At 58.8% G+C, this 21,265-nt stretch carries 20 protein-coding genes; 1 reads left to right on the forward strand and 19 read right to left on the reverse strand.

All coding sequences use genetic code 11. The features are described 5' to 3' along the window. Positions 1–408: 408 nt before the first annotated feature. Positions 409–1,482 (forward strand): integron integrase, encoded by a 1,074-nt coding sequence (locus tag IWX85_RS11185; RefSeq protein WP_196869781.1) that lies wholly within the window; start codon positions 409–411, stop codon positions 1,480–1,482. Between the two features lie 6 nt (positions 1,483–1,488). Here the strand turns inward: IWX85_RS11185 and accD are convergent, their stop codons facing one another. From accD to IWX85_RS11280, 19 genes are all read right to left on the reverse strand, one after another. After that, positions 1,489–2,361: an acetyl-CoA carboxylase, carboxyltransferase subunit beta gene (accD, locus tag IWX85_RS11190; protein ID WP_036804895.1), complete on the reverse strand. Its 873-nt coding sequence runs from the start codon at positions 2,359–2,361 to the stop codon at positions 1,489–1,491. A gap of 89 nt (positions 2,362–2,450) precedes the next feature. Next, positions 2,451–3,269, reverse strand: a complete 819-nt coding sequence (gene trpA, locus IWX85_RS11195; RefSeq protein WP_036804893.1) for a tryptophan synthase subunit alpha — start codon at positions 3,267–3,269, stop codon at positions 2,451–2,453. Continuing rightward, positions 3,266–4,534 carry a tryptophan synthase subunit beta gene (gene trpB / locus IWX85_RS11200; protein WP_196869782.1) on the reverse strand — a complete coding sequence of 423 codons (1,269 nt, stop codon included), beginning with the start codon at positions 4,532–4,534 and terminating at the stop codon, positions 3,266–3,268. Before trpB ends, trpA begins: the two co-directional genes overlap by 4 nt. A 42-nt stretch (positions 4,535–4,576) precedes the next feature. Next, positions 4,577–5,296, reverse strand: coding sequence for a phosphoribosylanthranilate isomerase (locus tag IWX85_RS11205; RefSeq protein ID WP_196869856.1), 720 nt, complete (start codon positions 5,294–5,296; stop codon positions 4,577–4,579). Continuing rightward, a complete protein-coding gene (gene truA, locus IWX85_RS11210) occupies positions 5,293–6,087 on the reverse strand; it encodes a tRNA pseudouridine(38-40) synthase TruA (protein WP_036804888.1) in 795 nt (264 codons plus the stop codon). The genes IWX85_RS11205 and truA overlap by 4 nt, the downstream gene beginning before the upstream one ends. Positions 6,088–6,129: 42 nt before the next feature. Continuing rightward, on the reverse strand, positions 6,130–8,715 hold the full coding sequence (locus tag IWX85_RS11215; protein WP_196869783.1) for a FimV/HubP family polar landmark protein: 2,586 nt from the start codon (positions 8,713–8,715) through the stop codon (positions 6,130–6,132). Between the two features lie 254 nt (positions 8,716–8,969). Further along, the gene (gene asd / locus IWX85_RS11220) at positions 8,970–10,109 is read right to left on the reverse strand and encodes an aspartate-semialdehyde dehydrogenase (protein WP_196869784.1); all 1,140 of its coding nucleotides are present in this window, start codon (positions 10,107–10,109) and stop codon (positions 8,970–8,972) included. 257 nt (positions 10,110–10,366) lie between these two features. After that, positions 10,367–11,437: a 3-isopropylmalate dehydrogenase gene (gene leuB, locus IWX85_RS11225; protein ID WP_196869785.1), complete on the reverse strand. Its 1,071-nt coding sequence runs from the start codon at positions 11,435–11,437 to the stop codon at positions 10,367–10,369. 74 nt (positions 11,438–11,511) lie between these two features. Next, complete coding sequence (leuD, locus tag IWX85_RS11230; protein ID WP_196869786.1) at positions 11,512–12,162, reverse strand: 3-isopropylmalate dehydratase small subunit; 651 nt, start codon at positions 12,160–12,162, stop codon at positions 11,512–11,514. An 11-nt stretch (positions 12,163–12,173) separates the two neighbouring features. Further along, a complete protein-coding gene (locus IWX85_RS11235; RefSeq protein ID WP_036804878.1) occupies positions 12,174–12,311 on the reverse strand; it encodes an entericidin A/B family lipoprotein in 138 nt (45 codons plus the stop codon). A 22-nt stretch (positions 12,312–12,333) separates the two neighbouring features. Beyond that, positions 12,334–13,785 carry a 3-isopropylmalate dehydratase large subunit gene (leuC, locus tag IWX85_RS11240; protein WP_036804876.1) on the reverse strand — a complete coding sequence of 484 codons (1,452 nt, stop codon included), beginning with the start codon at positions 13,783–13,785 and terminating at the stop codon, positions 12,334–12,336. Between the two features lie 29 nt (positions 13,786–13,814). Beyond that, positions 13,815–14,738, reverse strand: a complete 924-nt coding sequence (locus tag IWX85_RS11245) for a LysR family transcriptional regulator (protein ID WP_196869857.1) — start codon at positions 14,736–14,738, stop codon at positions 13,815–13,817. Between the two features lie 266 nt (positions 14,739–15,004). Continuing rightward, entirely contained in the window at positions 15,005–16,315 is a 1,311-nt protein-coding gene (gltA, locus tag IWX85_RS11250; RefSeq protein WP_036804874.1) for a citrate synthase, read from the reverse strand. After that, complete coding sequence (locus IWX85_RS11255) at positions 16,302–16,643, reverse strand: succinate dehydrogenase assembly factor 2 (protein ID WP_081932352.1); 342 nt, start codon at positions 16,641–16,643, stop codon at positions 16,302–16,304. The genes gltA and IWX85_RS11255 overlap by 14 nt, the downstream gene beginning before the upstream one ends. A 22-nt stretch (positions 16,644–16,665) precedes the next feature. Continuing rightward, positions 16,666–17,370 carry a succinate dehydrogenase iron-sulfur subunit gene (locus IWX85_RS11260; protein WP_036804872.1) on the reverse strand — a complete coding sequence of 235 codons (705 nt, stop codon included), beginning with the start codon at positions 17,368–17,370 and terminating at the stop codon, positions 16,666–16,668. A 44-nt stretch (positions 17,371–17,414) separates the two neighbouring features. Continuing rightward, positions 17,415–19,208 (reverse strand): succinate dehydrogenase flavoprotein subunit, encoded by a 1,794-nt coding sequence (gene sdhA / locus IWX85_RS11265; RefSeq protein WP_036804870.1) that lies wholly within the window; start codon positions 19,206–19,208, stop codon positions 17,415–17,417. Positions 19,209–19,269: 61 nt separating this feature from the next. Continuing rightward, positions 19,270–19,635 (reverse strand): succinate dehydrogenase, hydrophobic membrane anchor protein, encoded by a 366-nt coding sequence (gene sdhD / locus IWX85_RS11270; protein WP_036804868.1) that lies wholly within the window; start codon positions 19,633–19,635, stop codon positions 19,270–19,272. Positions 19,636–19,710: 75 nt separating this feature from the next. Beyond that, positions 19,711–20,157 carry a succinate dehydrogenase, cytochrome b556 subunit gene (gene sdhC / locus IWX85_RS11275; protein ID WP_036804867.1) on the reverse strand — a complete coding sequence of 149 codons (447 nt, stop codon included), beginning with the start codon at positions 20,155–20,157 and terminating at the stop codon, positions 19,711–19,713. A gap of 127 nt (positions 20,158–20,284) precedes the next feature. Continuing rightward, entirely contained in the window at positions 20,285–21,088 is an 804-nt protein-coding gene (locus IWX85_RS11280) for a GntR family transcriptional regulator (protein ID WP_036804865.1), read from the reverse strand. Positions 21,089–21,265 lie beyond the last annotated feature (177 nt).

Below are 21,265 nucleotides of genomic sequence, written 5' to 3' on the forward strand. Positions count from 1 at the left end.
CAACCCAGAAACCCCACAAATCAAGGAGCTTCGAAACACGCAAAAAGTAGCCTGACTCACTTCACTTCAGGCGACAACTTCCTTGACAGCCACCGAAACCGCGCAGCACCATCGCATTGATCATGCGTTGGCGAAGAGGTGTCATGACAAATCTCCTTGGAAGCGGGGACCGTTCCCCGCTTTCAAGCTTTCACCTCAATGCCGTTCAAGGCAAGCACCGCGCAGGACAACGACGCGCTGCCGGCCTGTGCACACCTGCCACCGCGAAGCGGTTTAGTTCAACGTTAATTGGACGACTGAATCCTACCCGTACTTACAATCTAATACAACTAAAATTCAAAAGTTTCTTTTTATTTTCAACGGGTTATCGGGTTGCCAAGTCGTTTAGGCAAACCTAAAATTTAACGGATGAACCTGCCTCCACGGTCACTCGCGCCACTGCTGGAATCTCCACCATCACTACCTCCAAAACTTCTGGAGCAACTGCGTATTCACCTGCGCACACGGCACTACAGCATTCGCACCGAGCAGACTTATATCGACTGGGCGCGGCGCTTCATTCTCTTTCACAACAAACGGCATCCGCGCGACATGGGCGCTGTGGAGGTAGAAGCATTTTTGAGCCATCTGGCCGTTGAGCGTAATGTATCGGCATCGACACAAAACCAGGCCAAGGCGGCGCTGCTTTATTTGTACAAGCAAATCATCGGGGTTGATTTGCCCTGGCTTGATGAGGTGGTTCAGGCCAAAACACCCAAACGCTTGCCGGTGGTGTTAACCACGCGCGAAGTGCGCGACCTGCTGATGCAGCTCAATGGGCCGATGTGGCTGATTGCCAGTTTGCTTTATGGCACCGGCATGCGTTTGCTGGAAGCTCTGCGGCTGCGGGTCAAGGATGTGGAGTTTGAGCGCCGCGAAATCATTATTCGCGAAGGCAAATGGAACAAGGACCGGATCACCGTCTTGCCCGAAAACCTGATCGTTCCGCTGCAGGCGCAATTGCAGCGCACCCAACTCATCCACGAGCGTGATCTGGAAGCCGGGTTTGGCGAGGTGTATTTGCCGCATGCGCTGGCCGTCAAATACCCGAACGCCGGCAAGGCATGGGGCTGGCAATATGTCTTTCCATCGGCATCGCGGGCCATGGATCCGCGAAGTGACGGGGTGCAAAGGCGTCACCACGTGTTTCCCGAATCGGTGCAGCGGGCGGTACGGGAAGGTGCGCGGCGCATGGGTCCGGGCGTCACTGCGGCAATCGATTCAGGCGATGAGCGCACGGGCGGCGCAATGGCTGGCTCTGCCAAGATCATCACGCCGCATGTGCTGCGCCATTCGTTTGCCACGCACATGCTGCAGGCGGGCTACGACATCCGAACGGTGCAGGAGTTGCTGGGCCACAGTGACGTCAGCACCACCATGATCTACACCCATGTGTTGAACAAGGGCGGGCGCGGGGTGCTGAGCCCGTTTGATGCGTTGTGAAACGCCTCAGCTCACTGCGTCGGCCGGCTGCTTGAGCAGCATGGCCAACGAACTCGCCACGGTCTTGCGCAATTCCCGGCGGTCGCAGATGAAGTCGATCGCGCCCTTGGTCTGCAGGAACTCGGCGCGCTGGAAACCTTCGGGCAGGGTGACGCGCACGGTCGATTCGATGACGCGCGGGCCGGCAAAACCGATCAGCGCTTTGGGCTCGGCAATCACGATGTCGCCGATAAACGCAAAACCGGCGCTCACGCCGCCCATGGTCGGGTCTGTCAGCACGCTGATATAAGGCAGGCCTTTTTTGGCCAGCCGGGTCAGCGATGCGTTGGTCTTGGCCATCTGCATCAGGCTCAGCAGGCCTTCCTGCATGCGCGCGCCGCCGGTGGCGGTGAAGCAGATGAACGGCACTTTTTGCTCGATGGCGGTGTGCACGCCGCGCACAAAGCGCTCGCCGACGACGCTGCCCATGCTGCCGCCCATGAAGTCGAATTCAAAGCAGGCGACGACCACGCCGATGCTGTGCAGGGCGCCGCCCATCACCACCAGCGCATCGGTTTCGCCGGTGTTTTCCATCGCTTCCTTCAGGCGCTCGGGGTACTTGCGGCTGTCCTTGAACTTCAGCGCATCGACCGGAAGCACTTCCTGGCCGATTTCATAGCGGCCTTCGGCATCCAGAAAGGCATCGAGCCGCTCACGCGCGCCGATGCGGTGGTGGTGGCTGCATTGCGGGCAGACGTTCTGGTTTTTTTCCAGGTCGCTCTTGTACAGCACGGCCTCGCAGCTTGGACATTTGATCCACAAGCCTTCAGGAACACTGCGGCGCTCGGTCGGGTCTGTGTGGCTGATTTTGGGAGGGAGGAGTTTTTCTAACCAAGACATGACGTCAGTCCTTGTGATATTGCGCTGCAAAAAACCTGCTGGCGCACGTCGAAAAGCGCCATTATGCGCTGGCTTTACAGGGCCAAAAGTCAGTCCAATGCGCTGCGGATCTCTTGTAAAAAGGCCTGGGCAACAGCGGCCACTTTGTCCCGAGGCTGGTTTTCAATCAGCTGAATGATCTTGCTGCCAATCACCACGGCGTCCGCCACCTTGCTGATGGCCTTGGCTGTGGCGGCATCGCGAATGCCAAAACCGACACCCACGGGAACCCGGACATGCTGGCGAATACGCGGCAGCATCGCCTCCACGGCATCCACATCCAGCCCACCGGAGCCGGTCACGCCCTTGAGCGAGACGTAATACACGTAGCCGCTGGCGACTTTGGCTACCTGCGCCATGCGTGCGTCGGTGCTGGTGGGCGCCAGCAAAAAGATCAGGTCCATGCCGTGGGCGCGCAACCTGGCGGCAAACTCTACGCACTCTTCGGGTGGATAGTCGACGATCAGCATGCCGTCCACGCCGGCCTCAGCGGCGTCGCGGATAAAAGCGCTTTCGGTGCTGCCCGCGCCATGCTTGATGTCATAGCGTTCGACCGGGTTGGCATAGCCCATCAGCACCACGGGCGTCGTGTTGTCCTGGCGGCGAAAGGCGCGCACCATATCGAGCACCTGGAGCAGGCCGACTCCTTGGGCCAAGGCCTTTTCGCCGGCTTTCTGGATCACCGGGCCGTCGGCGCTGGGATCGGAAAAGGGCACGCCCAACTCGATCACGTTGGCGCCGCCCGCCACCATGGCGTGCATCAGTTCGGGCGTGGTGTCGGCGTACGGAAAACCCGCCGTGACGTAAGGAATCAGCGCTTTGCGGCCTTGGGACAGCAGCGCGTCGAGAGTGGGTTTGATCCGGCTCATGACTTGAAATTTACAACTTGCGAGCCGCCTTTGATGCTTTGGCCGTGGCAGGAAGGGCGACAGTAGAAGTCTGCACCCGACAGGTCGGCCACGGTGCCGATGTCCTTGTCGCCCCGGCCTGACAGGTTGACCAGGATGCTCTGGTTGCTGCGCATGGTCTTGGCCAGTTTCATCGCGTAAGCCACGGCGTGGGCAGATTCCAGCGCCGGAATGATTCCTTCGATGCGGCACAGGTAGTGAAAAGCGGCCAGTGCTTCGGTGTCGGTGATGCCGACATATTCGGCGCGGCCGATGTCTTTCAAAAACGCATGCTCGGGGCCGACGCCAGGGTAGTCCAGGCCGGCGCTGATGCTGTGCGTCTCGGTGACCTGGCCATCGTCGTTTTGCAGCACATAGGTGCGGTTGCCGTGCAGCACACCGGGCAGGCCGCGTTGCAGCGACGCCGAGTGCTTGCCGCTGTCCAGGCCTTCGCCGGCGGCTTCCACGCCAATCAGCCGGGTGTTTTCATGCGAAATGTAAGGATGGAATATCCCCATGGCATTGCTGCCGCCGCCGACGCAGGCAATCACTGCATCGGGCTGCCTGCCCCCGTTCATCTCAGGCATTTGGCTCAGGCATTCGGTGCCGATGACGCTCTGGAAGTCGCGCACCATCATCGGGTAGGGATGCGGGCCGGCGACGGTGCCGATGATGTAGAAGGTGTTGTCCACATTGGCCACCCAGTCGCGCATGGCTTCGTTCAGCGCATCTTTCAGCGTCTTGCTGCCGCTGGTCACTGGCACCACGGTGGCACCCAGCAGGTTCATGCGGTACACGTTCGGGCTTTGGCGCTTGACATCCTCGCTGCCCATGTAGACCACGCATTCGAGGCCGTAGCGGGCACAAATCGTGGCAGTTGCCACGCCGTGCTGGCCGGCACCGGTTTCAGCAATGATGCGTGGCTTGCCCATGCGTCGCGCCAGCATGGCCTGGCCGATGGTGTTGTTGATCTTGTGCGCGCCCGTGTGGTTGAGGTCTTCGCGCTTGAGGTAGATTTGCGCGCCGCCCTGTTCGCGGCTCATACGGGCCGCATGGTAGATGGGGGAAGGGCGGCCGACGAAGTGCTTCAGCTCGTAGTTGAATTCTGCCAAAAACTCCGGGTCATGCTGGTACCTGGCATAGACTTCCTTCAGTTCAGTGAGTGCATGGGTCAGGGTTTCGGAAACGAAACTGCCACCGTAAATGCCGAAGTGTCCGGCCAGGTCAGGTTGTTGATAGTCGTACATGGTCTTGATCAGTTAAGGACAGCGCAATGAACATTGCTGCGCTTATGCAGCCCGTTCTGTCCCGCTAGGTTTTAAAAATTGTTTGTCGGCAGCGCGAACGGCTGCGACAAATTGATTCATTTTTTCGGCACTCTTGATTCCTTTGGAAATCTCGACGCCGGAGCTCACATCAACGGCCAGTGTGGTGCAACGCGGCCTGATTTGCAAAATGCCATCGGTCACGTTTGCATGCGTCAACCCACCAGACAAAACGAGGTGAGCGTTGACGCTTTGAGGAAGAAGTGACCAATTGAATGTTTTCCCGCCGCCGCCGTATCCTTCGACATGGGCGTCGAGCAAGATGGCTTGGGCTGCTGAATAATCTTTCGCGTATTTTAGGAGATCAAAGCGCGGGCTGCCCGGCGTGGGGTTTTCGTCCAGCGGGATGCGAGCCGCGCGCAGGAAGGTCCTGCCGGCCTTCAGGCATTCTTCAGGCGTTTCATCCCCATGAAACTGGACAATTGCGCAAGGAATACGGGCACATGCAGCTATTATTTTTGCAGTGTCCGCATTGACGAAAAGCAGCACCGGGGTTACAAACGGCGGCAGTCGGCTGGCCAGTTCTGCGGCGCGTTCCAGCGTGACATGGCGTGGGCTGTGCGCGTACATGACCAGACCGATGGCATCGGCGCCAGCGGCCACCGCAGCATCAACGTCTTCCTCGCGGGTCAGGCCGCAGATCTTGATACGGGTACGGCTGGCGCAAGGGGATGGAATGGTCATGGCAGCCAATCATAAGCTGCCGTACGGGTCGGCAAGCCATGGCGGTCCTCATATACCGGACCCAGAAAATAAAGACCGTCGGGCGAAAAAGTCGGGGCGGCGGCATCGCGGCGGCGGGCTGCCACCACACTGGCCAGCCAGCCGGGAGGCTGGCTGCCCTGGCCCACAGCCAGCAGGCAGCCCATGATGTTGCGGATCATGTGGTGCAGGAATGCATTCGCCTCAAACTCAAAGCGCCAATAACGCGACCCGGCGCCGGCGCGCTGCGAAATCTCGATACGGTTCATGGTCTTGACCGGTGACTTTGCCTGGCATTGTGCGGCCCGGAATGAGCTGAAGTCATGTTCACCCAACAGGTGGCTGGCAGCCTGCCGCATGGCATCGCCATCCAGCGCCCGGTAGACCCAGCCAACGCGTCCGGCTTCCACGCTGGGGCGCACGGGCGATTCAAGCACCACGTAGGCGTACCGGCGTGCAATGGCGCTGGCGCGCGAATGAAACTCATCGGACACGGGCTGCGCCCACTGCACCGCAATGTCGCGGGGCAAAAAAGCATTGGTGCCGCGCACCCAGGAGCCGGTTTCGCGCTGGAGCGAGGTGTCAAAGTGCGCAACCTGCATCAGCGCATGGACCCCGGCATCGGTGCGACCGGCGCACATGACACGAACAGGCTGTACGGCAAAACGGCTCAAGGCTGCTTCCAGCTGGTCCTGAACCGTCTTGCCGGACAACTGGCTTTGCCAGCCTTCATAGGCGCTGCCGCTGTAGCTGATGCCGAGAGCAATCCTCACCGATGCTGTCCCGTAGATGAGTGCAGGCGCTTCAAGCGTTGATCACGACAGGGTATTGAGAAATGCCTGGGCCTTGAATTTCAAGGGGCCCTGGGCATGGGCCACGACCTCGTCGGCCAGCGACTTGGCTCCTTCCGAATCGCCCAGGGTGCGAAATTCCTCAGCCAGCAGGAACTTGATTTCAAGCGGGTCTTTTATAGCGCCAGTCAAGGCCCCAGCATGGGGTTTGGTGGCCGGGCCAAGGTCCAGGGAAAGTGAATCGAGGTCGAACTCCAGCATGCCGCTGTGTGTTGCAGGCGCCGTTGGCGCAATGGCTGCTTTGGGCGCAATGAAGGGTTCCGGCGTGAAGTCCAAGCCATTGGCATTCAGATCAAATTCCGAAGAAGACAGTTTTGCCGACAGGTTTTGAGGGTTCGCCGCTGGCGTAGCGGATGGCACATCGTCCAGGTTCAAATCCAGATCCAGAAAAGCCGATGGAATGGCAATTTCTGACATCGGTTCGGCTTTCGAGCCTGGGTAGGCGACGGCGGCCGCTGCCTTCAAAGCAGGCTGCATCGACGCAGAAGGGGATGCGCCTGCCGGAAAATCGAGATCCAGGTCCAGGTCCAGGTCCAAATCGAGGGCCTGTTGCCTTTTGACAACCGGCGCCAATCCGGCCAGGGCCTGCGGGATGGTGCTGTTCAGGGGCACGAGGTCAGAATTACGTCTTTCGACAAGGTCAACCGAAAAGCTGGCGCCAGATTGGTACATGGAATTGCTTGGCTCCAGATCCCGACCCAGCTGGCTGATATAGGACCACTCTGCGCCTTGGCCTCCCGTCAGCTTAAATGCTGTCAGGGCCGCATTTTCGAAGGCCTTGTGGTCGCGTCGCTTGGCGTGGATTTCAAGCATCTTGCTGTGAACAGCCAGACGTGCGGGATAAATGCGTAACGCTTCCTTGAGGATTTCTTCGGCCTGCTGGTCGCGGCCGTAAGCAAGGTAGACATCGGCTTCGGCTACGGGGTCCACATCGCCGACTGCATCCAACTGGCTGGGGGAGTAGGCCATCGAAGACGACCGTTCCCCACGGATTGCATTCGTATTGACAAGCTGCCCACCACTGGCGCCAAAGAACGAATCGGGCTGCAGGCGGCTGTCCAGAAATGAACTGTCCACATGGCTGGGTCCTGCGTTTTTCTTGTAGCGCGCAAACCCCAGGCCCGCCAGCAACGCCAGCAGAACCCCCCCACCTAGAAGCCATGAGTTGTCAATGATCCAGGTAGTCAAGCTGGATTCAGGCGATGTGACGGGCGGGGCTGTCAGCGAAGATTGCTGGCTCACAGCGGCAGTTGCGAGCGGTGCCTGCGCGCTGGCCAATGGCATCGGCTCCGGTGCTGCGGGCACTGCAAGGGCTGAAGCGCCGGCTGTGAGTTCTGCGGCGCTGGAGGCAATAAGCGCTGGCCTTGCCGCAATGGCAGTTGGGTCAACAGCAGAGGGAGATGCGCTGGAGCCTGCAACCAACACTCCTGGCACCGTGCTGCCTAAACCGGGAATGGCGGCCTGTGGATTCAGCGCACTGCTGTTTTTTGACTGATCTGTGGTTCGGCTTGCGGCATCCCTTGCGCTCGGTTCGTCGGACTGTATGCCCTGGATGGCACCTTTTGAAAGCGTCAGACGGTCTGGCGAAGTGCTGGCTTGCGCGCGGTCATCGACACGCGTCTGGACCTTGCCGCCAGCCTGGCGCTCTGCACTGTCGAGCTGTGTGGCCGGAACACCGTCGGCCAGTTTGCGGCGGAAGGTGTTGAAATCCCTGCTCTGGGCAATGAGGGCCTGCCTGGCGTCGCCCGGTGACAGCGCGTTGGCTGCCTGCGCGTCCGGAATATCCACCACGGCACCAGACTTGATCAGGTTGATGTTGCCACCAACGAATGCGTCGGGATTTCCCCTGAGCAGGGCCACCAGCATCTGGTCCAGCGACACGCTGGCAGGCTTGTTTTGGGCCGCAATCCTGCCGGCATTGTCTCCGGGCCTGACCGTGATCTGGCGGACACCGGAGGTGCTTTGGGGAGGAAGCGTCCTGACGGCTTGCGGCCTGGGGGATGCCGACGCCGGACGGGCAGCAGGCCGGGCGTTTGGAGCTTGCGTGTCCTGCTTGGACGGGAGGGCGGATACGGTCACCGGCTCGCGGGGCAGCACCGGTGTCGACGACACCAGTGGAGCGTAGTTGTTGCGCAGGTTGGGGGGGTCAAACAGCATCGTGTAGTCGCGTGTGACGCGTCCGGAAGCCCATCGGGCCTCAAGAACCAGGTCCACGAAGGGCTCGCCAATGGCACGGTTGCTGGTCAGGCGTAAATAAGGCCTGCCGTCCGGACGTCGCTGGAGCCGAACATCGAGCCCCGAGACGGCAGCAGAGTAGTCGAGTCCAGCAGCCCTGAAAACGTCAGCCCCCGCCACGCCGACCCTGAGGCTGGATGCCTCGTCGGCACTGAGATCGGAAATATCGATTTCTGCACGCAGTGATTCACCCAGGGCGGACTGAACGGTGATGCGGCCCAGCGCCACTGCATGCGCTTCAAGGCTCGCCAGGCAACCAAGCAATGCGATTGCACTTGCCATGGCACCAATACGCCAGCGACCGGGATGATTCATGAAGTTTTGAGCATCTGGAGCTCGGTCTGATTGGAACGTTTTAGGGCTTGAGCGCACAAAAACCTTGATGCTAATTTTTTGAAAAACAACCTTAACACCAAGGCCGGATAGTGACAAGTTAGGACAATGCTTAAGTTTTGATACTTTAATCAAACAGCAAGGATGAAGGTTTCATCCGTTGCCATGAGACAACGCCATCAACCTGCCTGCCGCATTTCTGGATTGTAGGTGCTCAGTCGGTCGGGAACGAAAGTTCAAGCCTCGATCAGGATGCGCAACATGCGGCGCAGCGGCTCTGCAGCGCCCCATAGCAACTGGTCACCCACGGTGAAAGCGCCCAGATAGTCCGGCCCCATCGCCAGCTTTCGCAGGCGTCCGACCGGGATTTGCATTGTTCCTGTTACCGCCACCGGGGTGAGGTCCTTGATGGAAGCCTCCCGCGTATTGGGTACCACTTTTACCCAGGCGTTGTCGGCGGCGATCATTGCTTCGATGTCGGCCAGAGGCACGTCTTTCTTGAGTTTGAAGGTCAGCGCCTGGCTATGGCAGCGCATTGCGCCAATACGCACGCAAAAGCCATCGACCGGCGTTTCAGCGTTGCCGAAGCTGGCACCCTGGCCCAAAATCTTGTTGGTTTCGGCGCCGCCTTTCCATTCTTCCTTGCTCATGCCGTCGCCCAGGTCCTTGTCGATCCAGGGAATCAGGCTGCCGCCCAGTGGCACGCCGAAGTTGGCGGTTTCACTGGCGCTGAGCGACTGCTGCTTGGCCAGAATACGGCGGTCGATCTCCAAAATGGCCGATTTCGGGTCCTCCAGCAAGGACTTGACTTCGCTGTTGAGCGTGCCGTACTGGTTCAGCAGCTCGCGCATGTGCTGCGCGCCGCCGCCGGACGCCGCCTGGTAGGTCATGCTGGTCATCCATTCAACCAGGCCGGCCTTGTACAGTGCGCCCACGCCCATCAGCATGCAGCTAACGGTGCAGTTGCCGCCTATCCAGTTGTTGCCACCCTTGGACAGCGCGTTCTGGATGACAGGCAGGTTGACCGGGTCCAGCACGATGACCGCGTCGTCGTTCATGCGCAACGTCGAGGCGGCGTCGATCCAGTGGCCGGTCCAGCCGGCAGCGCGTAGTTTTGGGAACACTTCCGAGGTGTAGTCGCCGCCTTGTGTGCTCAGGATGATGTCGCACTTTTTGAGCGTTTCGATGTCAAAGGCATCTTGCAGTGTGGTTTCGTTCTTCGCCTGCGCTGGGGCCTTGCCACCGGCGTTTGAGGTCGAGAAAAAAACTGGCTCGATCAACTCGAAGTCGCCTTCGGCCTGCATACGGTCGATCAGGACCGAGCCGACCATGCCGCGCCAGCCGACGAGTCCTGTGAGGTTGCCTTTGGGTTTCATGAAATGCCCTTAAAAAGTACGAAAAAATCGGCTTTTTGGCTTGGCTCATCGAGCCAGAGGGCACGACGAACCAGGCTTGCTAGCCTTTAATGGTGGTCGTTTGGGTGATCTGGGCAAAAGCCGACATGCCATAGCCTGTACGCAGGGCGGCAGGATCGGTGAAGGCAATAAGGCTTTTACACATACCCTTATTGTAGCGAGGGCTGCCTTTTACCTGGCTGACAAGGCCCTGCCGTTCACGAAGGCGCTAATTCTTTTCAGCCCAGCGCCTTGACGACTGCATCGCCCATTTCCACTGTGCCGACTTTTGTCGTGCCTTCGCTGTAGATGTCGGGTGTGCGCAGGCCTTGGCTCAGAACGGCGTCTACGGCTTTTTCGATGCGCGCGGCTGCTTCAGGCTGATTCAGGCTGAAGCGCAGCATCATGGCGGCGCTCAAAATGGTGGCCAATGGATTAGCCACGCCCTTGCCGGCAATGTCGGGCGCGCTGCCGTGGCTAGGCTCGTACAGGCCCTGGTTCTTGTCGTTCAGGCTGGCCGAAGGCAGCATGCCGATGGAGCCGGTCAGCATGGCGGCGGCGTCGCTCAGGATGTCGCCAAACATGTTGCCGGTGACCACCACGTCAAATTTCTTGGGTGCCCTGACCAGTTGCATTGCCGCATTGTCCACGTACATGTGGTCCAGCACCACGTCGGGGTACTGAAGACCGATTTCAGTCACCACGTCTTTCCAGAGCTGGAAGGTTTCCAGTACGTTGGCCTTGTCGACGCTGGTGACGCGTTTGCCGCGCTTGCGAGCAGCCTGAAAAGCCACATGGGCGATGCGTTCGATCTCGGGGCGCGAGTAGCGCATGGTGTCGAAGGCTTCTTCGGCGCCTGGAAAATGGCCGTCAGTCGCAATGCGGCGGCCGCGCGGCTGGCCGAAGTAAATGTCGCCCGTCAGCTCGCGGATGATGAGGATGTCCAGACCCGAGACCAGTTCGCGCTTTAAACTGGAGGCATCGACCAGTTGCTCGTAGCAGATGGCCGGGCGGAAGTTGGCGAACAGGGCGAGGTTTTTGCGCAGCCCCAGAATGGCTTGCTCGGGGCGCAAGGGCCGGTCGAGCTTGTCGTATTTCCAGTCGCCCACCGCGCCGAACAGCACGGCGTCGGCATCCTTGGCCAGCTGAAGTGTGGCGTCGGGCAGCGGATGGCCGTAAGCCTCGTAGGCGGCGCCGCCGACCAGGGCGGTTTCCAGTTCAAAGTTCAGGTCCAGAACCTTTAGTACCTTGACAGCTTCGGCGACGATTTCGGTGCCGATGCCGTCACCGGGAAGAATTGCGATTTTCATTAGTTACTATCTTTTTTATAGCTGCTTGCGACCGTCTGTATTGCGCAAGAGCATGATTCGGCTATTTATTTGTATCAACCCGCGACCGTGTGGCTCAACCAGGGCTTGGCCGCAAGCCGTTCAGCTTCAAAGGCCTTGATCTTGTCGCTTTGCAGCAAGGTCAGGCTGATGTCGTCAAAGCCGTTGAGCAGACAGTATTTGCGGAAAGCCTGCACATCGAAAGGCAGTTCCTCGCCCTGCTCTTTGACGATGACCTGGCGCGCCAGGTCGATCGTGAGCCGGTAGCCGGGAAACACGGCCACTTCGTCAAACAGCTGTGCCACTTGCGCTTCCGGCAGCACGATGGGCAGCAGGCCGTTTTTGAAGCTGTTGTTGAAAAAGATGTCGGCGTAGCTCGGCGCGATGATGGCGCGAAAGCCGAACTGGTCCAGCGCCCACGGCGCATGCTCGCGCGACGAGCCGCAGCCAAAGTTCTTGCGCGCCAGCAGGATAGAGGCGCCGGCGTAGCGCGACTGGTTCAGAACAAAATCGGGGTTTGGCTTCCGGCTGGCCGGGTCCTGACCCGGAAAGCCAGGGTCCAGGTAGCGCCATTCGTCGAACAGGTTGGGGCCGAAGCCGGTCTTTTTGATCGACTTGAGGAACTGTTTCGGGATGATGGCGTCGGTGTCCACGTTCTCGCGGTCCATTGGCGCTACAAGCCCTTGGTGTAGGGTGAATTTTTGCATGCGGGTTGAGCCTATCTGGCAGCGTTTGAAACAGCGGACCCTGCGCGCTGCACGTCCTGGCCAATGCCCCGGACGGTGTTGCAGCCGGACAGTGCAAAGGTTGACAGCAAAGCGGCTGCGATCATGAGGCTTGCGGTGATTTTTTTCATCGGGTCTTTCTTTGAGGCGTCGTTAGACAAATTTCCGGATATCGACGAAGTGGCCGTGCACCGCCGCCGCCGCCGCCATGGCCGGGCTGACCAGGTGGGTTCGGCCGCCGGCGCCTTGCCTGCCTTCAAAGTTGCGGTTGCTGGTGGACGCGCAACGTTCGCCCGGCTCCAGCCGGTCGGCATTCATTGCGAGGCACATCGAGCAGCCGGGTTCGCGCCACTCAAAACCTGCAGCGAGGAAAATCTTGTCCAGTCCTTCGCGTTCGGCCTGTTCCTTGACCAGGCCCGATCCTGGAACGACCATGGCAAGCTTGACGTTCTTGGCAACCTTCTGGCCGATTTTTTTCACCACAGCTGCGGCTTCGCGCATGTCCTCGATGCGGCTGTTGGTGCACGAGCCGATGAACACCTTGTCGATGTACAAATCGTTGAGCGCCTTGCCGGGCTCCAAACCCATGTAGGCCAAGGCGCGTTCAATGGCACTGCGCTTGTTGGCGTCCTTTTCCTTTTCCGGGTCGGGTACCCGGCCTTCAATCGACAACACCATTTCAGGCGATGTGCCCCAGCTCACCTGAGGCAGGATCTGGCTGGCATCGAGTTCGACCACGGCATCGAATGTCGCATCCGCATCGGAATGCAGCGTGGTCCAGTATTGCGCGGCCAGGTCCCATTCCGGGCCACCGACGAACTGGCCGGTTCTGGGATCGGTTCCCGGGGCCAGCAATCGGCCCTTGACATACTCGATCGTTTTGGCATCCACCGCCACCAGACCGGCGCGGGCGCCGCCTTCAATCGCCATGTTGCAGACCGTCATCCGGCCTTCCATGCTCAGGTCACGGATGGCCGAGCCGGCAAATTCAATCGTGTAGCCGGTGCCGCCCGCCGTGCCAATCTTGCCGATGATGGCCAGCACGATGTCCTTGGCGGTCACCCCGGGCGCGCACTTGCCTTCGACTTTTACCTGCATGTTCTTGGCTTTTTTGGCCAGCAGGGTTTGCGTGGCCATGACATGCTCAACCTCGCTGGTGCCGATGCCGTGGGCCAAGGCCCCGAATGCGCCGTGGGTCGAAGTGTGCGAATCTCCGCAAACCACGGTCATGCCGGGCAGGGTGGCGCCGTTTTCGGGGCCGATCACATGCACGATCCCCTGACGCCTGGACATGAAAGGAAAGAAGGCCGCCGCGCCGAATTCCTTGATGTTGCTGTCCAGCGTGGTGATCTGTTCCTTGCTGACCAGATCCGTGATGCCGTCGTATCCAAGTTCCCAGCCGGTGGTAGGCGTGTTGTGATCGGCGGTCGCGACAATGGAACTGATGCGCCAGACCTTGCGGCCGGCTTCGCGCAGGCCTTCGAAGGCTTGCGGACTGGTCACTTCATGGACCAAATGGCGGTCGATGTAAAGAATCGAGGTACCGTCTTCTTCGGTGTGAACGACATGCTCGTCCCAGATTTTGTCGTAGAGGGTGCGTCCCATAGGTTTTCCTTCGTGGTCTTTTGGTGATTTTAGAGGCTGGACGCTTGGCTCGAAAGGTGATCGACCAGCAGCCGGGCGGTTAGCGGCAGAGTAGAGAAATCTCTCGCCACCAGTTCGATTCGGCGGTCTGCCCAATGGTCAAGCAATGTCACGGACTCCAGTTCGCCGACACCATGCATCAGTTCAAAGGCGCGCTGTGGCATCACGCCGACGCCCAGGCCGTTGTGGATCATGCGGCACATGGCATCCAGGCCAGTGACATGGATGCGCAGCTTGATGGTGCGGCCCACAGCCGCCGCCGCCTGGCGCATGGCCAGGTAAATCGAACTGTTGGAATGAAGGCCGACCTGGTCATGGTCAAGCGCTGCTTCAAAATGGAGCGCTTTTTGCGCCAGCAGCACATGCCCTTTGGGGACGATCAGCACCAGTTTGTCATGGCGATAAGGCCGGACCTGCAATGCCCCGATGCCGTGGACGGTATTGCAGACCCCCAGGTCGGCTGCGCCTTCCTGAACCGCCCGGACCACCTCCGTGCTCAGGTGCTCTTCCAGGTCGATCTTGATTTCAGCGTGCTGGCGTATGAAATTGCCCAGGTCTTCCGGCAGGAACTGAACTATGGCCGAGATGCTGGCATGGACGCGCACATGGCCGCGAACGCCGTCGGCATATTCACTCAGCTCGCCCTGCATTTTCTCTAGGCTGAACAGTACCGATCGCGCATGGTGAAGCAGACTTTCTCCCGCCGGCGTCAGGTCAACACCCCGCGTGTGACGGTAAAGAAGCGGTGTGCTCAACAGGGCTTCTAGATCGCTCAGCCGTTTGCTCACGGCAGAAGCGGCTATGAATTCACGCTCGGCCGTCTTGCCAATGCTGCCCAGTTCACACACGGCAACGAACAGCTGAAGCGAGGTCAGGTCAATGCGGCGGGCGAAATTGCGTTCAGAGCTTTTAATGGACATGAAAGTGGTTCCATCGCATTTTGCGATGGATATTGATTTTGCTCCAATAACATTGGTCTTGACATCGTGATTCACGATGACGAACCCAGTAGCTGGATGTTTTTATATGCCCGGGTAAGTGACTTTAAAGGTTGATACTTCAAGCCTTTTCCGCAGAGAGGTGAACGATAGTTTGCTATGAAAAAGAAAAACATGGCGTGAAAAAGCCCGCCGAGGTGACTGCAGCGGGCTTTTGGCTTAAAACTGAAGGACGCGGGTGTTTAGCGCTGTTCCATCGGCCTGACTTCTCGCGGAGTGGAGCCAACAAAGAGCTGGCGCGGACGGCCAATCTTGTACTCGGGGTCGCCGATCATTTCGTTCAGCTGGGCCATCCAGCCGACATTGCGCGCCAGTGCAAAGATGGCGGTGAACAGCGGCACGGGAATGCCGATGGCCCGCTGGACGATGCCTGAATAAAAGTCGACGTTGGGGTAGAGCTTGCGCGAGACAAAATAGTCGTCTTCCAGTGCAATTTTTTCCAGTGCCATGGCCAGCTTGAACAGCGGGTCATTCTCAAGGCCCATTTCCTGTAGCACTTCCTTGCAGGTTTCCTGCATCAATTTGGCGCGCGGGTCGTAGTTCTTGTAGACGCGGTGACCAAAACCCATCAGCTTGACGCCGGAGTTCTTGTCCTTGACCTGCTTGATGAATTCACCGATGTTTTCGACGCCGCCGTTCTTCTGGATGTCGCCCAGCATGTTCAGCGCCGCTTCGTTGGCGCCGCCATGCGCCGGGCCCCAGAGACAGGCCACGCCGGCTGCAATGGCAGCGAACGGGTTGGTGCCCGATGAGCCACACAGCCGAACCGTGGAGGTTGATGCGTTTTGTTCGTGGTCTGCATGCAGAATAAATATGCGGTCCAGTGCGCGCTCGAGCACCGGGTTGACCTTGTATTCCTCGCAAGGCGTGGCAAACATCATGTGCAGGAAGTTGCCGGCGTAGCTCAAGTCGTTGCGCGGGTACATGTAGGGCTGGCCTACGGTGTACTTGTAGGCCATGGCCACCAGCGTCGGCATTTTGGCGATCAGGCGAATCGCGGCAATGTCGCGGTGCTCCGGATTGTTGATGTCGGTGCTGTCATGGTAGAAGGCCGACAGGGCGCCGACCAGACCGGTCATGATGGCCATCGGGTGCGCGTCACGACGGAACCCGCGCAGGAAAAATTGCATCTGCTCGTTGACCATGGTGTGGTTGGTCACGCGGCCCACAAAAACCTTTTTCTGCGCTGCATCCGGCAGTTCACCGTAAAGCAGCAGGTGGCAGGTCTCCAAGTAGTCGCAATTGGTGGCCAGCTGCTCGATGGGGTAACCGCGGTACAGCAGTTCACCCTTGTCACCGTCGATGTAGGTAATGGCCGACTGGCAGGCAGCCGTGGACAGGAAGCCCGGGTCATAGGTGAACATGCCGGTTTGGGCATACAGCTTGCGGATGTCCACGACGTCCGGGCCCACGGTTCCTTGGTAGACAGGCAGGTCCACATTGGGACTGCCATTGCTGAAGGACAAGGTGGCTTTGTTGTCAGCTAACTTCATGTTCGTTTCTTTCTCTCTTGTCAGAGGGGGAGTTAGGGGGCCGCAGCATGCTAAGAACTTCAAGTGCTTCGGGATTGGAGGCGCTTGCCCTTGCTGACGCATCGGAGAGTTGATCGGGCTCTTTTCGTCTGAGCAGGAGGTCAAGCAAATCGTTGTCAGACAAATCCATTAAATCATTCAAGCCTTTAGCCTGCCTGACATTGAGCGTGGTTTCAAAATGCAGAAAGAATTTTTCGATCAGCAGGTCATTTTCCAGCAGGCCCCGGCGGCAGCGCCAACGGAGCTTGCTCAGGCTTCGCTCATCAAGTAGATCGTCGGTCATTTCCATGTGCTTGTGATTTTCCGCAACGTCAGACCGTGCGCAAGACCATCATTTCCTTGATCTTGCCGATGGCCTTGGCCGGGTTCAGACCCTTGGGACAGACATCGACGCAGTTCATGATGGTGTGGCAACGGAACAGCCGGTAAGGGTCTTCCAGATTGTCGAGCCGCTCGGCGGTGGCTTCGTCGCGGCTGTCAGCCAGGAAACGGTAGGCCTGAAGCAAACCTGCGGGTCCCACAAACTTGTCAGGATTCCACCAGAAGCTGGGGCAGGCCGTGGAGCAGCTGGCGCACAGGATGCACTCATACAAGCCGTTGAGTTCATCGCGCTCTTCGGGGCTTTGCAGGCGCTCTGTCTGCGGCGGCACGTTGTTGTTGATCAGGTAGGGCTTGATCGAGTTGTACTGCTTGAAGAACTGCGTCATGTCGACAAACAGGTCGCGCACCACCGGCAAGCCAGGCAGTGGCTTCAGGATGATAGTGCCCTTGAGCGTGTTCATGTTGGTCAGGCAGGCCAAGCCGTTCTTGCCGTTGATGTTCATGGCATCCGATCCGCAAACGCCTTCGCGGCAGGAACGGCGGAAACTGATGGTCGGGTCCTGCGCCTTGAGCTTCATCAGGGCGTCGAGCAGCATGCGTTCGTGGCCGTCGAGTTCTACCTCAATGGTCTGCATGTAGGGTTTTGCGTCGGTATCGGGGTTGTAGCGGTAAATCTGGAAAGTACGTTTGGTCATGTGGTTTCTCGCTTCTTTCGATTTTTTGGGTGGCAGGCTGTCGTTTAGAACGTGCGCGTTTTCAATTCCACGGATGCCACCGTCAACGGCTTCATCTGCACCGGCTTGTAGGCAAGGCTGTTGGTTTCGCTGAACCAGAGGGTGTGCTTGTGCCAGTCAGTGTCATTGCGGCCGTTCGGATGTTCTGGCGTGTCGCCAAAGTCATCCACTGAATGTGCGCCACGGCTTTCCTTGCGTGCGGCGGCCGAAACGATGGTGGCCTGAGCGGCTTCGATCAGGTTTTCGACTTCCAGTGCTTCGATACGCGCGGTATTGAAGATCTTCGACTTGTCCTTGAGGCCGATCTTGTTGACGCGGTCGCGCAGAGCGGCGATCTTGGTCACGCCTTCGTTCATGACGGCCTGGGTGCGGAAAACTCCGGCATGCTGCTGCATTGCGGCGCGCAGGTCGTTGGCCACGTCCTGGGCATACTCGCCCTCGGTCGCATTGTCAAGGCGTGCAATACGTGCCAGTGTCTTGTCGGCAGCATCAAGCGGCAGTTCCTTGTGGGATGTGCTGTTGTTGAATTCGACAATATGGTTGCCAGCAGCGCGGCCGAACACCAGAAGGTCGAGCAGCGAGTTGGTGCCCAGGCGGTTTGCGCCATGCACGCTTACACAAGAGCATTCACCGACAGCATACAAACCGTTGACGACTTCGCTCTGGTTGTCGGCGTTTTGGGTGACTACCTGGCCATGGATGTTGGTCGGAATGCCGCCCATCTGGTAGTGGATGGTAGGAACGACGGGAATGGCTTCCTTGGTAATGTCGACATTGGCAAAGTTGTGGCCAATTTCAAACACCGAAGGCAGGCGCTTCATGATGGCGTCAACGCCCAGGTGCGTCATGTCCAGCAGGATGTAATCCTTGTTGGGTCCGCAGCCTCGGCCTTCCTTGATTTCCTGGTCCATCGAGCGGGAAACGAAGTCGCGCGGCGCCAGGTCCTTGAGCGTCGGGGCATAGCGCTCCATGAAACGCTCGCCGTTGCAGTTGCGCAGAATGGCACCTTCGCCACGGCAGCCTTCGGTCAGAAGCACGCCAGCTCCGGCCACACCCGTCGGGTGGAACTGCCAGAATTCCATGTCTTCCAGCGGAATGCCGGCGCGTGCTGCCATGCCCAGGCCGTCGCCGGTGTTGATAAAGGCGTTGGTCGAAGCAGCAAAGATGCGGCCTGCGCCACCCGTGGCCAGCAGGGTGGTCTTGGCTTCGAAGATGTGCACGTCGCCGGTTTCCATTTCCAGGGCGGTCACGCCGACCACGTCGCCAGCGGCATCCCGGATCAGGTCAAGCGCCATCCATTCAACGAAGAAACTGGTCATTTCCTTAACGTTTTGCTGATAGAGCGTGTGCAGCATGGCGTGGCCGGTACGGTCGGCTGCTGCGCAGGCGCGTTGCACCGGCTTTTCACCATAATTGGCAGTGTGGCCACCAAAGGGACGCTGGTAAATCGTGCCATCGGGGTTGCGGTCGAATGGCATGCCCATGTGTTCAAGGTCATACACAACCTTGGGGGCTTCGCGGCACATGTATTCGATAGCGTCCTGGTCACCGAGCCAGTCGGAACCCTTGACCGTGTCATAAAAATGGTAATGCCAGTTGTCTTCGGACATGTTGCCCAGCGATGCGCCAATGCCGCCTTGCGCTGCCACGGTGTGCGAGCGGGTCGGGAATACTTTGGAAAGTACGGCGACATTCAGGCCGGCACGGGCCAATTGCAGGGAGGCGCGCATGCCGGAGCCGCCAGCACCCACGATGACGACGTCAAATTTGCGCTTGGGAAGTTTGGAGGTAGCAGTCATGTTTTTATAAATCTTGAAAGCTGGAAAATGCCAGCATTGACTTTAGGGAAGAGATGTCGCATCAAAGGCGCCACAGCACTTGGACACCCCAGCCCGCACAAGCGACAAGCCAGAAGATGGTAAACACCTGCAGCAGCAAGCGCAGGCCGACCGGCTTGATGTAATCCATCCAGATATCACGCATGCCGACCCAGACATGCTGAAGCAGGGCAATGATGACGGCAAAGGTCAGTACCTTCATCCATTGGGGCGAAAAGATCCCGGCCCACTGGTCGTAGCCGATGGGACCCTTGCTAAAAATGACCTGACCCAGCAGCAATATCGTGAAAATGGCCATCAGGGCCGCCGTGATGCGCTGGCTTAGCCAGTCTCGGGTACCGTAATGAGCGCCGACAACGATGCGCTTCGAGCCGTAATTGACAGACATGTTTTTCTTTCCTAGTTCAGTTGGACGCAGCGCTTGCGCTGTTTTTGAAGAAGACCCCTGCAGGCTTTTTGATTGCTAGTAGAGGCCGAACAGCTTTGCGCCCAGCACCAGCGTAAGGCCAATGCTCACGACGAGCGTGAAAGCGGCTGACTGCCTGCCGAAAGTCTTGCTGACAGCTTCATGACTGCTGTCCATCCACAAATGCCTAATGCCTGCCAGAAAATGGTGCAAGTACGCCCAGATCAGTGCCAGCGCCACCAGTTTCCAGATAACGCCTGGCAAGCCCAGCATGCCCGCATTGAAGGCGGTCTTGAAACGGTCGAATGAAATGTCTGAAGAAATGGAAGTGTCGAACATCCAGATGATGAAAGGCATCAGCAGGAACATGATGGCGCCGCTGACACGGTGCAGAATGGAAACAATGCCAGCCAGCGGCAATCGGTAGTTCGGCAGGTCAGTAAAGGCATTGATGTTGCGGAACTCTGGCCGCTTGGGGCGCGGAGTGGATGCCAGCTCTGTCATTTTTTTGGGCTTTCTTGGTGGTAACCGGTTGGTAACTCAACGGGACATGACCGGCGGTCAAACATTTTAATTCTATTGCAATGCAACAAATTTATTCACAAAGCTTTGCCGGTTTGGGGTGATGCCGTCAACTAAGCACGTTTTTGTAATGATGGGTGTCGGTTCGGTACAAGCCCCGGCGCAGTTCCATCGGGATGTCGTTGTAGGTATAAGCGACGCGTTCAACGCTCAATAGCGGCTCGCCCTGCTTTACGTCCAGCAGCCCGGCTGCCACGGCATCGGCTGCAACGGCACGAATTTTTTCTTCGGCGCGCACCATGTGTACGCCAAACTCGGTTTCGAATAATGCATACATCGGGCCCCCGTAAACCGCCAGCCGGCTGGCGGTCAATCCCTTGAAGGGGCCGCCCGGCAGCCAGACGTCTTCGACAATCGTGGGTGTGCCCTGGAATGCCAGCACCCGGCGCAGCTGAAGCACGGCATCGCCGGTCCGCAAGGCCAGGGGGCGGGCGATGTCAGCCGTGGCCCGAAGCCGCTTGCAGTCAACGATCTGCCGTTCCGCCGGACCTTCGTTGCTGATATCGCCGGTGTCGGGCATCAGCCGAAGGAATCGGTATTGCACCTGCTGCTCGGCGTGCGTGGCCACGAAGGTCCCCTTGCCCTGACGACGGATCACCAGGTTTTCGGCGGCAAGTTCATCAATGGCTTTTCGAACGGTTCCCTGGCTGACGCGAAATCGCGCAGCCAGTTCCATCTCGCTGGGAATCAGTTCGCCCGGTTTCCATTCAGCCGCCTGAAGTCCCTTGAGGATCAGCACCTTGATCTGCTGGTACAGCGGGCTGAATGCCGGCGTCTGTCCGGCGGGCGCGACTGCCTCCTGCTCGACGGCTGCCAGGGAGGAATCGGGTATCAAAGAATTGGTATTTGTCATACAGCAGATTTGCGCAGCGGCCTGGGATGATGGGGCGCAGTGCTTGACCCGGACACGAAATCATGTCTGGATCATATCTTATATAAGACATAAGACAAGTTGACCTGCCGCAATTTTCAAGCGTAAAATCCTCGGTTTTGCATCGCGCGGACTCTCTTTGCTGGTCATGTACGAAAA

The sequence above is a fragment of the Polaromonas sp. CG_9.11 genome, from assembly GCF_015752225.1.
In the GTDB taxonomy this organism is placed as follows: Bacteria; Pseudomonadota; Gammaproteobacteria; order Burkholderiales; family Burkholderiaceae_C; genus Polaromonas.

Bases quoted from the DNA above. Each gene is read 5' to 3' on its own strand.
- IWX85_RS11185 (WP_196869781.1), top strand. From the start codon at position 409: ATGAACCTGCCTCCACGGTCACTCGCGCCACTGCTGGAATCTCCACCA.
- accD (WP_036804895.1), bottom strand. From the start codon at position 2,361: ATGTCTTGGTTAGAAAAACTCCTCCCTCCCAAAATCAGCCACACAGAC.
- trpA (WP_036804893.1), bottom strand. From the start codon at position 3,269: ATGAGCCGGATCAAACCCACTCTCGACGCGCTGCTGTCCCAAGGCCGC.
- trpB (WP_196869782.1), bottom strand. From the start codon at position 4,534: ATGTACGACTATCAACAACCTGACCTGGCCGGACACTTCGGCATTTAC.
- IWX85_RS11205 (WP_196869856.1), bottom strand. From the start codon at position 5,296: ATGACCATTCCATCCCCTTGCGCCAGCCGTACCCGTATCAAGATCTGC.
- IWX85_RS11215 (WP_196869783.1), bottom strand. From the start codon at position 8,715: ATGAATCATCCCGGTCGCTGGCGTATTGGTGCCATGGCAAGTGCAATC.
- asd (WP_196869784.1), bottom strand. From the start codon at position 10,109: ATGAAACCCAAAGGCAACCTCACAGGACTCGTCGGCTGGCGCGGCATG.
- leuB (WP_196869785.1), bottom strand. From the start codon at position 11,437: ATGAAAATCGCAATTCTTCCCGGTGACGGCATCGGCACCGAAATCGTC.
- leuD (WP_196869786.1), bottom strand. From the start codon at position 12,162: ATGCAAAAATTCACCCTACACCAAGGGCTTGTAGCGCCAATGGACCGC.
- IWX85_RS11235 (WP_036804878.1), bottom strand. From the start codon at position 12,311: ATGAAAAAAATCACCGCAAGCCTCATGATCGCAGCCGCTTTGCTGTCA.
- leuC (WP_036804876.1), bottom strand. From the start codon at position 13,785: ATGGGACGCACCCTCTACGACAAAATCTGGGACGAGCATGTCGTTCAC.
- gltA (WP_036804874.1), bottom strand. From the start codon at position 16,315: ATGAAGTTAGCTGACAACAAAGCCACCTTGTCCTTCAGCAATGGCAGT.
- IWX85_RS11255 (WP_081932352.1), bottom strand. From the start codon at position 16,643: ATGGAAATGACCGACGATCTACTTGATGAGCGAAGCCTGAGCAAGCTC.
- IWX85_RS11260 (WP_036804872.1), bottom strand. From the start codon at position 17,370: ATGACCAAACGTACTTTCCAGATTTACCGCTACAACCCCGATACCGAC.
- sdhA (WP_036804870.1), bottom strand. From the start codon at position 19,208: ATGACTGCTACCTCCAAACTTCCCAAGCGCAAATTTGACGTCGTCATC.
- sdhD (WP_036804868.1), bottom strand. From the start codon at position 19,635: ATGTCTGTCAATTACGGCTCGAAGCGCATCGTTGTCGGCGCTCATTAC.
- sdhC (WP_036804867.1), bottom strand. From the start codon at position 20,157: ATGACAGAGCTGGCATCCACTCCGCGCCCCAAGCGGCCAGAGTTCCGC.
- IWX85_RS11280 (WP_036804865.1), bottom strand. From the start codon at position 21,088: ATGACAAATACCAATTCTTTGATACCCGATTCCTCCCTGGCAGCCGTC.